The organism is Skermania sp. ID1734 (genome assembly GCF_007489285.1).
GTDB lineage: Bacteria > Actinomycetota > Actinomycetes > Mycobacteriales > Mycobacteriaceae > ID1734.
In genome coordinates this window covers 313,011-325,194 of sequence record NZ_VLIY01000002.1, presented here as the reverse complement: position 1 = coordinate 325,194, position 12,184 = coordinate 313,011, and the positions used below count along the sequence as shown (strand labels likewise).

The window sequence follows — 12,184 nt, the reverse complement described above, 5'->3', positions numbered from 1 at the left end:
GATGAGCGCCGCAATTGAAGTGAGTGGCCTGGTCAAGGAATACGGCGGCCGCAGCGGCGTCCGCGCGCTCGACGGTATCGATCTGGAGGTGCCGTCCGGCACCGTGCTCGGCTTGCTCGGACCGAACGGCGCGGGCAAGACCACCACCGTCCGGATCATCACCACCCTGCTGCGGCCCACCTCCGGGTCGGTTCACGTGGCAGGCATCGACGTGCTGCGCAATCCGATGGGAGCGCGCCGCCGGATCGGTTTGTCCGGTCAATACGCAGCTGTCGACGAGAACCTCACCGGCTTCGAGAACCTGCGGATGGTGGCCCGGCTGTACGGAATGTCCAAGCGCCAGGCCAGCATTCGCGCGCGCGAGTTGTTGTCGTCGTTCCGCCTCACAGAGGCGGCCGATCGGCGGGCGGGAATGTACTCAGGCGGCATGCGGCGACGCCTCGACCTTGCCGGGGCGCTGGTCGCCCGTCCTCGAGTGGTGGTTTTGGATGAGCCAACTACCGGCCTGGATCCGCGCGGCCGCCGCGACATGTGGGCGGTCATCGGTGACCTCGTCGACGACGGCACCACCGTCATGCTCACCACCCAGTACCTCGAAGAGGCCGATCAACTCGCCGATCGCATCACCGTCATCGACAAGGGAAAGGTGATCGCGAGCGGCTCGGCGGAAGAGCTGAAATCGACGGTGGGCGGTGAGCGCCTGACCGTCACCCTCGCTGACGGTCAGGACGTGCGGGCCGCGCTACGGGTGCTGGCCGAGGTCGGCATCGGCGAACCGACCCACGACCCGGCCAGCCGCGAGATCGTCGTCGTGGTCGGCGACGGCTCGCGCACCATGGTCGAAGCGCTCCGCCGGCTGGACGACGCGCGGGTGTACGTGCAGGACGCCACCGTGCATCAGCCGACGCTCGACGAGGTTTTCCTTTCGCTGACCGGCGAGCCAGCCACTCCGATCCCGAACGAACCGGAAGAGGTCACCGCGTGACTCATGTTGCTGTTCTGGAGCCGTCTCGATCGACACGCCTGTTCAGGGACAGCGCGATCGTCGCCTACCGCAACGTCCTCACGATCGCTCGGGTGCCAACACTGCTGGTCACGGCCACCGTTCAGCCGTTGATGTTCGTGTTCTTGTTCGCCTATGTTTTCGGCGCGTCCCTGGGCGGCGGCGCCTACCGCGAATTCCTGCTTGCCGGCATCTTCACCCAGACGGTGGCGTTCAATGCGGCGTTCACCACCGTCGGTCTGGCCAGCGACCTGCAAAAGGGCATCATCGATCGGTTCCGCGCACTCCCGATGTCGCGGATGGCGGTGCTGTTGGGAAGAACACTGTCCGACTTACTCGTCAGCTTTATCAGCCTGATCGTCATGGCCATTTGCGGCTACATCGTCGGCTGGCGCATTCACGGCACCCTGGCCGACGCGGCGATCGCCTTCGGCATCATCCTGTTGTTCGCTTTCGCGATGTCCTGGGTTGGTGCGCTCACCGGCCTGACCGCGGGCAGCGTCGAGGTTGCGCAGAGTGTGGGGCTGATCTGGCTGTTCCCGCTGACGTTCATTTCCTCGGCGTTCATTCCCTCGGAGTCGCTGCCGGGTCCGCTACGGTTCATTGCGCGATGGAATCCGATCACCGCGATCTCCGCTTCCGGTCGCGACCTGTTCAAGAACGCGGCGCCGCCGTTCTTCCCGCGGCCCACGGGGTGGCCGGCAGAGCACGCAACGCTGTATGGGGTGATCTGTTCGCTGGTGATCCTGGCCGTATTCGCCCCGCTGGCATTGGCGCAGTACCGCAAGGTGGCCAGTCACTGAGAACCAAACAACAAAGGCGGGTGACATGGAGGTCACCCGCCTTTTTGCTGATGTCTTTAACGCGTCGCTGCACCACCGCGGCGCTTGACGCGCAGCAACTCGAGCCGCTCCTCGAGCAGTTCCTGCAGCTCAGCCTCCGAACGGCGCTCGAGCAGCATGTCCCAGTGCGTGCGCGGCGGCTTTACCTTTTTGGTTTCCGGTGCCGCACCCTCGATCAGGGTGCCTTCGAGGCCGTTGCGACACAGCCACGTCCCAGGAATTTCTGCGTCGTCGGCGAACGGCACGTCGAACTCTTCGCCGTTGTCCGTCCGGTACCGCGCGACACGACGCGGCGCCAGATCATGGTCTCGGTCAGTCTCGTAGCTCACGGCCCCGAGCCGGCTGCCCCGAAGTACGCGATCTGCCATGTTGGTCCTCTCCACATTCGCCCGACTAAGCGCTGTATCTGCACTGTCCAACGTCACAGTGGCGAAAAAGGTTCCCCGGACAGCGCGAACTGCGAAATTCTACCCGTGCGAACCGCGACACGGCCAATAACGCTGTCTGCACCTTTCCGGGCTGAGCGAGCCTAGCGAATACGCTGCAACCATGCGGAGACGTTCGCAATCGTGCGCCTGGTGCGGCCGTGAGGTCGCCGAAGCGGAAATGGGACGGCGGCGCCGGTACTGCCGGCAGTCGTGTCGGCAACGCGCCTACGAGCATCGCCATGCGACGAAGGACACCGGACTGCCCGCCGATGCCGTCATTTTGTCGGCGCAGGAAGCCGCCGATCTTGCCGACCGATCATTTGCCGCGCGTTGCGCAGCCGAAGACGTCGTCACGGCGCTGGGGGAGGGCGCCGACCCGCAAGAGTTGCGCGAACTATGCGAGCAACTGGTGGCGCTCGCCAGAGACGCAGAGCGGTTGCGCTAGCGCGACAGAGCCCGGGCGATGGTCGCGTTTGCACGCAGCTGCGCCGCGACCCGAGACAGCACCGCCGCGTCGACAAGCGGGCGCGGCGCAAGCAGCATGAGCTGCTGGGTGATTCGAGTCCGGCCGCCGCCCAAGTCGGTGAATTCAAAGCGGTGGTGAGTGGCAATGTTCGGTGCCGCCCAGGTGTGCAGCTCGATGACCGGTTGGTCGCGGTGCACGATTTGCTTGACGTGAATCCGGGTCTCGGCATGACCGCGAGTGGCTTCGGAAATCGCGGTGAAATCGGCGTGTGAGCCGGCGTCGTCGGTCCAGGTCCGGTGCGTGACGTACCTACGGCCACCCGCCCCGAGCGCCTCGTTTTCGACCGCCGCGAAAGCCGCCATGGCTTGGTCGACCGGAGCGTTGACCTCGACGCTGAGTTCGCGGGTGACCGAACTGCGCGGATTTGTCGGCAGCGGCGCCACCAACGCCTCATAGGTCTCCTCGAACTGCCATGCGCGCTGCCATTCCGCGGCGAGCTGCGGGTCGCCGCCCGCGCGGGCGCTGGCGTAGGGGGACCCGGCCATGGCCATGAAAAAGAGCGCGAGCAGCGAGCTCGTGACAAGCACAATTCCGCGCACGGCAACCTCGTCAATTTCGGTGACTGACCAGCTTGAATGCTACGTGAACTGCCGAGGAGTCCCGTCGTATTCGCCAGGCGGATTCGGCGCGTCGTCCGGCGAGTCGTGTCTCAACCGAGGAGCGAGTCGACATAGCACCAACGCCAGGCTTCGCCCGGCTCGGCACTGCGCATCACCGGATGCTGGCTGGTGCGGAAGTGTTTGGTGGCGTGATTGCCCACCGACGACTCGCAGCACGCGACATGCCCGCAGGTCAGGCACATTCGGAGGTGCACCCAGGCCAGACCTTCTGCCACACATTCGCGGCATTCGCCGGGCCGGTCGGCAATGGCGGTGTGCGGCGCCGACTGCAGGTGCTCACAGATGCCACTAGCCGGTGGCTTCAGCGGTTCCGCGCGGATCTCCTCCTCAGCCTCATCCAGCCGGTCGATCGTCGACTCTTCGAGGTCGAGCATGCCCATCACTGCCTGCAGCACCTCCTGGTCCACGGCGCCCGAATCTCGCACTTCCAGCACGGTTTTGCGCTCCTCGGCAAGCATTGCCGTGCGCAACCGCCGGTATTCCGAACTCGGCGTGGGCCGATCCGCCTCGCTGGGTCCGAGGCGTTCCCAGGACTCGTTGGTGCGCTTGGCGATTCGTTCGCGCAACTGCTGCACGACATCGTCGGGGGTATCGGCAGTGATGTTTTCACCGAGAATGCGCAGACCAGCCTCCCCGGCCTGCTGGAGCAACGCCGCTTGTTGCAACGCATCCTCGGCGCGGCTCGGACCCCGCAATTTCAGCAACCGCACCAGCCACGGCAGCGTGGTGCCCTGCACCAGTAGCGTTCCGCCCACGACAACGAGCGCGAGAAGTCTCAGCACCGCCAACTCGGGCGTGTCCTGGGGCAACAACAGCACGGCCGCCAGGGTGACCACCCCGCGCATGCCCGCCCAGGAGATCACCGCGGGGTGTCGCCAGCTCGGTGCCGGGTCCTTGCGTGCGACGCGCGGAATGAGTCGCGCAAGGTAGGTTGCGGGAAATACCCAGATCGGCCGGGCCAGCATCGTCGCGGCCAGCACAGCCAGGCACGCGCCGATCAACGCAGGGTGGTCCAGGCCGCTGTTCCACGCGCCCTCGACGATGGTGCGGACTTGCAGGCCGATGATGAGGAACACCGTGTTCTCGAGAATGAACTCGATGGTGCGCCAATTGATGCGCTCGGAAATCCGCGACGCCGCGCTTTGCCATGCGGGCGCACCGTGTCCCAAGATCAAGCCACACACGACCACGGCGATCACGCCCGACGCGTGAATGCCCTCGGCTGGTAGATACGCAAGGAACGGCGCCAAAAATGAGAGTGTCGTATCGAGCACTGGGTCGGTGATCCGCCGACGCAGCACCGCAAGCACCGCCGCAACGACGACGCCGACCAGCACGCCGCCGCCGGCGGCGATCAAAAAGTCCAGCCCGGCCTTCCAAAGGCTCACTGCCCCACTCGACGCCGCGATCGCCGTGCGCAGGGTGACAAGCGCGGTGGCGTCATTGAGCAGCGACTCGCCCTCGAGAATGGTGACTATCCGACGCGGCATACCGATGCGGCGGGCCACCGCGGTCGCGGACACCGCATCGGGTGGCGCGACGACGGCACCGAGGGCAACCGCCACCGCGAACGAGACCGGCAGTAGCGCCCAAACGACGGCGGCGACGGCAAAGGTGCTGAACAACACGAGCCCGACCGAAAGCAAGCCGATCGCCCGCTTGTTGTTCTTGAAATCCACCAGTGACGTCCGGATCGCGGCGGTGTAGAGCAACGGCGGCAGCAGGCCGAGCAAGATCAATTCCGGATCGATATGGACCTCCGGAACAAACCACAGGTACGACCCGATGACACCGGCGACGGTGAGAACCAGCGGCTCCGATAGTCCGAATCGCCTCGCTATGGCCGCCAGCGACGCGGAGACCGCCACGACGATCACAAGCCCAACAGCAAGATGCACGCCTGCAATCCTTGCAGCCGAATCAGCGCCGCCGAAGATCGCTTCCCGCGAACAACTCGCCGCGACTAGGCTGATGGCGTCCTATAAGTCCTGTACATGCGACTACCAGGAGCTTTCCTCATGGCCTCTCGGCTCAATCCGTACATCAGCTTCAACAGCAATGCGCGCCAAGCGATGGAGTTCTACCAGGAGGTCTTCGGCGGCGAGCTGGCATTGTCGACGTTCGGCGAATTCGGCGACAAGGAGTCACCGCTGGCCAATCAGATCATGCACGGGATGCTGGAAACCCCAGCCGGTTTCACGTTGATGGGCGCCGACGACCCCCAGGGCAACGCGCAACCATCGGGCAGCATGTCGATCAGCCTCAGCGGCGACGATGAAGCAGAGCTTCGCGGCTACTGGGAAAAATTGTCCGACGGTGGCACGGTGACGGTTCCGTTGGAAAAGCAGATGTGGGGTGACGTGTTCGGCATGTGTCAGGACAAGTTCGGTATCGGCTGGATGGTGAACATCGCTGCGCAGTGAGAATTCCGGCCCGGTGACCGAACGGCCGTCCGTCCGGGCGCGACGGAACATCTCGTCGGTCGCGTTGGGCGTGTGGCATTACGTGCGGCGCGCGCCTGGCACCATGATCTGGCTGGCGATCCTGTTCGCGACCACGGCCGTGGCGCATAGCTTGTCGCCGGAACATTTGCACGTGGTGCTCGGAAACCGGTCGACGAACCTGCACCATCTCGCCGAAGATCCGCTTCGAGTTCTGCTGCTCAGCGCGCTGTGGATCGACGGCGGGCTCTGGGTCAGTTATCTGTTCTTGTACAACATCTTTCATGTCCCGGCGGAGCGTTGGCTCGGGACTCTTCGATGGCTGTGGGTAGTGGCGGTCGCGCATGTCGGCGCCACGTACATCAGCGAAGGTGTGCTGTATATGGCCATCAGGGACGGCGTGGCCCGACCGTCGGCTGTCAACACATTGGATGTGGGCGTCAGCTATGCGCTGGCCGGCGTCGTCGGAGTGTTGACGTACCGGATCGCGACGCCGTGGCGTTATGTGTATCTCCTTGGGGCGCTTGGCTGGTACGGACTCGGATTTGTCGGGCGCATCACGTTCACCGACATCGGCCACTTCACCGCGCTGTTGCTCGGCCTTGCCTGTTATCCACTGACGCGAGCCAACAGGGAAGTCTGGGATCCTGTGGAGACCCTCAAGAGTTGGTTCGAACACACAGGAACGTCTGGGCAGGAACAACATTGACACTGGGGGAGTGGGGTCGTAAACCCACGTTTTATTTTTGCGAACTTCGGGTACGCGTCGGGGCAAAGAGGCACAAAGAGGTTTTGTTCGCAGCTCATTAGACGCACTAAAGATACGTGGAATTCCGTCGACACTGAGGTGTGCAGCCATGGCGCCGATTGTTACGCGGACCCGAATGGGGTTGATCGTTGCGTTGGCCGCGGCGGCGGTCGTGAGCGCGTGCGGGGGCAGCAATTCGTCGAATGCGCCAGCGCAGTCGCAAGCCCCCATGACGTCGGCGCCAGCGACGAGTGCGCCGACGACGAGCCACCCGCTCGCCGGAACACGATTCGACGGCGAAGGAATCGCTGGGGCGGCAGCGCAGCAGTTGCAGCAGTCGGTTGACGCCGGACACCAGCCGTGGCGACTTGATCAGGCTTCGGTCGCGCGAGCATTCGTTCGCAACAGGTTCAATTGGCAGCTCGACAGTGTCGCGTTCGGGCGGCCGAACATCGCGTTCGTCACCAATGCCGCGGGCGGCAGCCGAGTCGAGTTGCACCTGACCCAGCCGGCAAAGCAAGGAAATGGCGGCATTTGGGTCGTCGACTACGGGATTTGGGATTAGGAAATTCTCGCGCTTAAATCGTTCGCCGCAGTGACAAGGTTCGTGTCATTGACAGCTGGCTATTCGGGCTCGGGTGGCAGGTCACCGCTCATATCGATGGATGGTTCATCGCGCTGCTCTGCGATGGCGAACGAGTGCGTGTCGGGGTGGGCGTAATCCCAAATCTTCTTGCCGAGTTCGCTGATGGTGACCGAGTGCTTCTCTTTGACCACCGATTGCAGCTTGAGCAACGATGTTTCCGATTTGCCCTCCTCCTCGGCACCCTCGATCTCGCCGTAGGTCTCGAGGATTTCGTACTGCTCGCGCAGCGATTCCTCCTCGTCGCCGATTTCGATGAGATCCAGATCGAGCAGATGCGCCAGGTATTTCGGTACCAGGTCGGGACAACGCACCCCTGCTTCTGTGCCGACCGAGGAGATATAGCGCCTGAGCATTCGGTCGGCCGATCCGCCCAGCCGACCGGTGCCGATGTGTTCCATCGCTCGCGGTTTGCCGTCGGCGAGAGTGTGCAAGATGCGCGCTTCATCTGGCACCAGTTGGATCAGCACCTGCTTGTAGCTTGCCTCTAGCGCCTGCTCCGGACTTTGGCGGACTGAGCGATCAAGCAAGTCGTGAACCATGGACCGCACCGAGGTACGGGCATCGGGCGGGGCCGTGAAAGCGTCCCCCCGGATTCTTTCGGTCTCCCCGGGGTACAGCTTCGACGCCTCGGCTTTCTTGGCGTCTTCTGATCCCAGCATTTGTCGCAAAATTCCCTCGGTCATCGCGATCGACGACCGGACCGTCGCGAACGGCACGAACCTAGCCGCGACCTCCAAGCCGTCGATCGGCAATGCCCGCAGCCGCACAGAGGCCGACCCGGCTCGACGGATAATCCCGCGGGCGAGTGCAACAGGAGGAATGGTCTGCAGTTCGTGTACTCCGGTGACCCGGTTCATGACATAATCCTCAATTTGTAAAAGGTGGTCTACTATTCGCATTTGAGATGGAAGCAGCTGATTCCAGCCACCATCAGGACGCCGTCCTGCAGAAAACCTGCAACCGCGCCGAGGATGGCGCCGGTGGAAATCAGCGTCCATTCGTCCTGATGAAATGCCGGGCGAAGAATTCCCTCGAACTCCTCTGGCGGCAGTTCGGCGAGCCGCTGTGCCAACGTGTTCCGGATATCGAGGGTGTCTTCGATGTAGTCACTAGCGGCGTGCATCGTGTCCGGCAAGGACACCATCACGCGATCGGCCATCATCGCCTTGATCTTGGCGAAATTCGCGGTGCCCACCACTGTTTTCACAGCTGGTGCGGTGAATCCTAATTCTTCTTCGATCAGTTTGCCGATGTGGTGTTCGACGATGAGGAAGAACCGGTCCGACTTCGGCCCCCGCATGATCGAGTCGATGACGGTGTCGGCGGTGATGACCTTGTCGGCGACGATGTTGGCGAGTTCCTGAGCCACTTCCTGCTGGTATTTCAAGAACAGTCCTTGCCAGGTGATGAGGCCGAAGTACTTCTTCGGTCGTTTCGGCTCGAAAAGCAAGAACTTGATACAGAACCAGTCGGTGAGAAAACCATTGAGTGCACCCATGATCGGGTTGATCAAAGGCACGTGCAGAATGAGGTACAACACCAACTGGATAACGCCGATGCCCAGTCCAGCAAAGCCGCCGAAGCCGCGGATGAATCTCCACTCCTGTTTGCCGGCCTTGCGAAAAATCCGTTGCAGTAATCGCTTGTCGTATACCAATGCGCGGGTGGTGAGCGCTTTGAGGTCGAAGACGTCCTCCACATTGGCTTCGACGTCCTCCATCACGTGCTGCATCGCACCGGGCGCTCGCTCCCGTACCCGGACAAGAAGCCGGTCCTTGACCGGCCCAGGCATGTTTCCCCATATCTCCGGGGCAACCGATACGGCTACCTCCTGGGTGATCGCATCCAGCGAGTCCATCAACGGCTCGCGGATTTCTTTCATGATCACCTCGGGATCGAGTTTCGACCATATTTCGGCCGGGGTGAGTAGATCACCGACGATCTTGTTGGTGGCCACGCTGGTCATGTGCGCCGCACGCAGCGGGATAATGCCCTGCCAGCCCAATGGAATCGGCCCCAGATGGACGCCCCAGTAGTCGATCGGCTTGAACATCATCTCGATTGCGGCCAACTTCGTCAGGTAACCGATCAAGCCGGCGATCACGATCACGGACAGGTAGGGAATCCAGCGCCAATCATTAAGGAAGTCTTCAAGAATTTTCTGCATCTCCACCCCATCAGACAGTTTTCACGACCAGCGGATCATCAAATTTCTCGTTCAAAGAAGCGGACATACAGCGGCGGCATCGACACGCCAAGTCGTGGTCACGGCGAGTCCTCTTCCCGCAGCGGTTTCTCCGGCTTGCCGGAACGTCGCCAGAACTGCAGCGATTGCAGATCCGCGATCAATTCGCCGACGTTGGACATCGGGACGTCGAGGTTGTCCATGCTCGTCTGCAGCGACCGGGCGAGTCCCACCAGTTCCTGGAACTGTCGAACGAACTGCCGCATCGCCACGAAGAACTCCAATGCAACGCGAATGAGGGCGGCAAGACCGAAAAAAATGACCGGTCCGGCAATGCACAAGAACAAAATGCCGAGTATCAAGTCCGAGTGCAAAATCGAAAGCCCGAACCACACCGGGACCGCCACGGCAAGCAGCAAGCCCGCTGCATAGATCGATGGGGTAAGTCTCTCGGTGAGGGTTGTTTTGAATTTGAAATCGAAGATCCCGCGCAAAAATGACACGCCAGGGGTCTCTCGCGGCTCGCTGGCTTCCGGTCGATCGACCGGCGCGGGCGATTGTTTGCTAGGCGAGTTCTCGGCGTTTCTGCCGCCTCCGCCGCCGACGTCTGAGTCGGATTTCGAACGGCTCGAGTCCTCGTCTGCTGCGGCGCGGTCGCCCGTTTCGTCGGTGCCGAGTACCGCTCCCGCTGCTTGCTTCGCTTTCCCTTTGGCGCCTTTGACGCCTTCGACGACGCCTTCGGCTGCGGTCTTCGCCGCGTCCGCGGCGTCCATGTTGTGGTCGGACATGCGCGCTGCCTCCGATCGGGAGTCTCCGAGCTACCTCTACGATGCGGTCTCTTTGTCAGCCGGATCGAGATCGGCCAAGCAATGCGCCGACTCGAGCATGATCGCGTGCACGAACGCCTGCGGAATGTTGCCGCGAAGCTGACGCTGCACAACGTCGTATTCCTCGGTGAACAGACCCGGCGGACCGCAAGCGGCGCGGTTACGTTCGAACAACCGCAATGCTTCGACATCGTGGCCGGCTCTGTGTGATGCCCACGCCATGACGTAGCCGCACAACAGGAATGCGCCCTCGGCGTCATGCAACGGCCGTGCGTCTTGGCGATAGCGGTACACGTACCCGTCGACACAGAGTTCGCGCCGCACCGCATCGAGTGTTGCCCGAGTGCGCGGATCGTCGTCGGGCACCGCCCCACGCATCAGCGGAAGCAATAAGCCCGCGTCGACCCGCTCGTCATCGGGCGCCCGTTGCCACCGACCAGACGAATGCAGACAATCGCCAGAAACGTCAGCCAAGATCGTCTCGGCCAGACTCGTCCATAGCGCCGCCTGCGGGGCCGGCGCAACAGCGGCGACCGCTCGCAACCCGGCCACACAGTTCAATCGTGAATGGGCCCAACGCTTGTCATCGATCTCCCAGATCCCGGCATCGGGCTCTTGCCAGCGCTTCTCGATCACCGAGACGGTCTTCTCGATGGCGTGCCAGTGCACCACATCGAGCTGATCGCGGCGAGAACCGGCAGCCAACAGCAACAGCACGTCTCCGAAGACGTCGAGCTGGAACTGTTTGTTGACCCAGTTTCCGGTCTTTGGATGTCCACCGGGATAGCCGGGCAGCTGCAAGGGCGCCTCGTCCGGGACAGGACCGCCATCGATGGTGTAGGCCGGCTTGAGGTCGGGTCCGTCGGTCAATATGCGTTCGCTGACGAAACGCAGCGCCTCAGCCAACAACCGCTCGTTGCCTACCTCCGCGGCCGCCATCCCCGCAAAGCACTGGTCGCGGATCCAGCAATAACGGTAGTCGTAGTTTCGGTCGCGCCGGGCCCGCTCCGGCAACGCCAATGTCGGGGCAGCCACCATCCCACCGCCGCTGCTAGTCAAACCCGTCAACACGGCAAGCGCATGCTCGGAATCTCGGTCCCCAAGGCTGTGCTGGATCAGGGGCACCCGTTTCTTCCACGTGTGCTCGGTTGCGTCCCAACATGCCTGAGCATCGACCGGTTCCTTGGCGAGGTGCTTATCGGACATTTCCAGAACGAGGTCATGGTGCTCGCCGGCCCGGACCCGGAGATCGAATACCAACGCACCCGTGGAATCAACCTTTGCATTCGCTGCGCCGCTGAAGCGCACATGCAGGCTTCCCGAGGACATCGTCCAGATGCCGTCCTCCCCACGCAGACGGGTCATCCGGTTGCGGCCGAAGCCCGCGCGTACGTTGAGTTCGACCCGTACCTCGGCGTCTTCATCGACTGCCAGCACCCTTCGCAGCAACACGACCGTGTCGGGATCGGCCGGTATCCCCAGCGCTTCTCGGGTCTCGATGAGTCCGTCATCGACCACCCATCTGCTGTGCCAGATCAACGACCGGTCCTCGTAATAGCCGCCCCACGCGAACCTGGGCGCCGTCGGACGAACCACGAAGAAACCGGCACCGCCCAACAACGCGGAAAATACCGCGGGTGAATGCCAATGCGGCGCGCACAACCAGGCGATGTTTCCAGTCGGGCCGATCAACGCGCCGCGCTCACCGTCGGCAAGCACGGCGTACTCCCGCAGAATATGCGGGTGGAAGGTGTGCTCAACGTCCATGTCCGGCAATTTGCTCACTTCAGCCCCGTCCGCGTCATCTGTGTCTGTAACCGACGTTCACGGTCATCGGTCTGTTATCCACATCACAGCGAACTGAAACCTGCACTTGCCGAAAAACACGACGCGCCGACCACAAGCCACCCGCTCGCCG

13 protein-coding genes are annotated in these 12,184 nt (G+C 62.8%); 6 read left to right on the top strand and 7 right to left on the bottom strand.

Features of this window, described 5'->3' with window-relative positions; all coding sequences use genetic code 11:
* Position 1: 1 nt before the first annotated feature.
* Both FOS14_RS03570 and FOS14_RS03565 read left to right on the top strand, forming a co-directional pair.
* On the top strand, positions 2–985 hold the full coding sequence (locus tag FOS14_RS03570; protein WP_143768872.1) for an ATP-binding cassette domain-containing protein: 984 nt from the start codon (positions 2–4) through the stop codon (positions 983–985).
* A complete protein-coding gene (locus FOS14_RS03565; RefSeq protein ID WP_370512156.1) occupies positions 982–1,806 on the top strand; it encodes an ABC transporter permease in 825 nt (274 codons plus the stop codon). The genes FOS14_RS03570 and FOS14_RS03565 overlap by 4 nt, the downstream gene beginning before the upstream one ends.
* A gap of 56 nt (positions 1,807–1,862) precedes the next feature.
* Here FOS14_RS03565 and FOS14_RS03560 read toward each other — a convergent pair whose 3' ends face one another.
* Complete coding sequence (locus FOS14_RS03560) at positions 1,863–2,213, bottom strand: RNA polymerase-binding protein RbpA (RefSeq protein WP_143768871.1); 351 nt, start codon at positions 2,211–2,213, stop codon at positions 1,863–1,865.
* A 181-nt stretch (positions 2,214–2,394) separates the two neighbouring features.
* On the opposite strand from FOS14_RS03560, the gene FOS14_RS03555 reads away from it, so the two are divergent.
* Positions 2,395–2,718, top strand: a complete 324-nt coding sequence (locus FOS14_RS03555) for a hypothetical protein (RefSeq protein ID WP_143768870.1) — start codon at positions 2,395–2,397, stop codon at positions 2,716–2,718.
* Here the strand turns inward: FOS14_RS03555 and FOS14_RS03550 are convergent.
* Positions 2,715–3,338 carry a hypothetical protein gene (locus tag FOS14_RS03550; RefSeq protein WP_143768869.1) on the bottom strand — a complete coding sequence of 208 codons (624 nt, stop codon included), beginning with the start codon at positions 3,336–3,338 and terminating at the stop codon, positions 2,715–2,717. The genes FOS14_RS03555 and FOS14_RS03550 overlap by 4 nt on opposite strands.
* 110 nt (positions 3,339–3,448) lie before the next feature.
* The gene (locus FOS14_RS03545; protein ID WP_143768868.1) at positions 3,449–5,317 is read right to left on the bottom strand and encodes a Na+/H+ antiporter; all 1,869 of its coding nucleotides are present in this window, start codon (positions 5,315–5,317) and stop codon (positions 3,449–3,451) included.
* A 120-nt stretch (positions 5,318–5,437) separates the two neighbouring features.
* On the opposite strand from FOS14_RS03545, the gene FOS14_RS03540 reads away from it, so the two are divergent.
* The 3 genes from FOS14_RS03540 (at position 5,438) to FOS14_RS03530 (ending at position 7,173) form a co-directional block, all read left to right on the top strand.
* A complete protein-coding gene (locus FOS14_RS03540; RefSeq protein ID WP_143768867.1) occupies positions 5,438–5,842 on the top strand; it encodes a VOC family protein in 405 nt (134 codons plus the stop codon).
* Positions 5,843–5,855: 13 nt separating this feature from the next.
* A complete protein-coding gene (locus FOS14_RS03535; RefSeq protein ID WP_370512155.1) occupies positions 5,856–6,569 on the top strand; it encodes a rhomboid-like protein in 714 nt (237 codons plus the stop codon).
* Between the two features lie 148 nt (positions 6,570–6,717).
* Complete coding sequence (locus FOS14_RS03530; protein WP_143768866.1) at positions 6,718–7,173, top strand: hypothetical protein; 456 nt, start codon at positions 6,718–6,720, stop codon at positions 7,171–7,173.
* Positions 7,174–7,232: 59 nt separating this feature from the next.
* Here the strand turns inward: FOS14_RS03530 and FOS14_RS03525 are convergent, their stop codons facing one another.
* The 4 genes from FOS14_RS03525 to FOS14_RS03510 form a co-directional block, all read right to left on the bottom strand.
* Positions 7,233–8,111: an Abi-alpha family protein gene (locus tag FOS14_RS03525; RefSeq protein ID WP_185981591.1), complete on the bottom strand. Its 879-nt coding sequence runs from the start codon at positions 8,109–8,111 to the stop codon at positions 7,233–7,235.
* Between the two features lie 32 nt (positions 8,112–8,143).
* Positions 8,144–9,421, bottom strand: coding sequence for a DUF445 domain-containing protein (locus tag FOS14_RS03520; RefSeq protein ID WP_143768864.1), 1,278 nt, complete (start codon positions 9,419–9,421; stop codon positions 8,144–8,146).
* Between the two features lie 98 nt (positions 9,422–9,519).
* Complete coding sequence (locus tag FOS14_RS03515; RefSeq protein ID WP_143768863.1) at positions 9,520–10,227, bottom strand: DUF4282 domain-containing protein; 708 nt, start codon at positions 10,225–10,227, stop codon at positions 9,520–9,522.
* A gap of 36 nt (positions 10,228–10,263) precedes the next feature.
* The gene (locus FOS14_RS03510; protein ID WP_143768971.1) at positions 10,264–12,033 is read right to left on the bottom strand and encodes a glycoside hydrolase family 15 protein; all 1,770 of its coding nucleotides are present in this window, start codon (positions 12,031–12,033) and stop codon (positions 10,264–10,266) included.
* Positions 12,034–12,184: the final 151 nt, after the last annotated feature.

Coding starts and splice junctions, on each gene's coding strand:
- FOS14_RS03570 (WP_143768872.1), top strand. CDS start 2: ATGAGCGCCGCAATTGAAGTGAGTGGCCTGGTCAAGGAATACGGCGGC.
- FOS14_RS03560 (WP_143768871.1), bottom strand. CDS start 2,213: ATGGCAGATCGCGTACTTCGGGGCAGCCGGCTCGGGGCCGTGAGCTAC.
- FOS14_RS03555 (WP_143768870.1), top strand. CDS start 2,395: ATGCGGAGACGTTCGCAATCGTGCGCCTGGTGCGGCCGTGAGGTCGCC.
- FOS14_RS03540 (WP_143768867.1), top strand. CDS start 5,438: ATGGCCTCTCGGCTCAATCCGTACATCAGCTTCAACAGCAATGCGCGC.
- FOS14_RS03530 (WP_143768866.1), top strand. CDS start 6,718: ATGGCGCCGATTGTTACGCGGACCCGAATGGGGTTGATCGTTGCGTTG.
- FOS14_RS03525 (WP_185981591.1), bottom strand. CDS start 8,111: ATGAACCGGGTCACCGGAGTACACGAACTGCAGACCATTCCTCCTGTT.
- FOS14_RS03520 (WP_143768864.1), bottom strand. CDS start 9,421: ATGCAGAAAATTCTTGAAGACTTCCTTAATGATTGGCGCTGGATTCCC.
- FOS14_RS03515 (WP_143768863.1), bottom strand. CDS start 10,227: ATGTCCGACCACAACATGGACGCCGCGGACGCGGCGAAGACCGCAGCC.
- FOS14_RS03510 (WP_143768971.1), bottom strand. CDS start 12,033: ATGGACGTTGAGCACACCTTCCACCCGCATATTCTGCGGGAGTACGCC.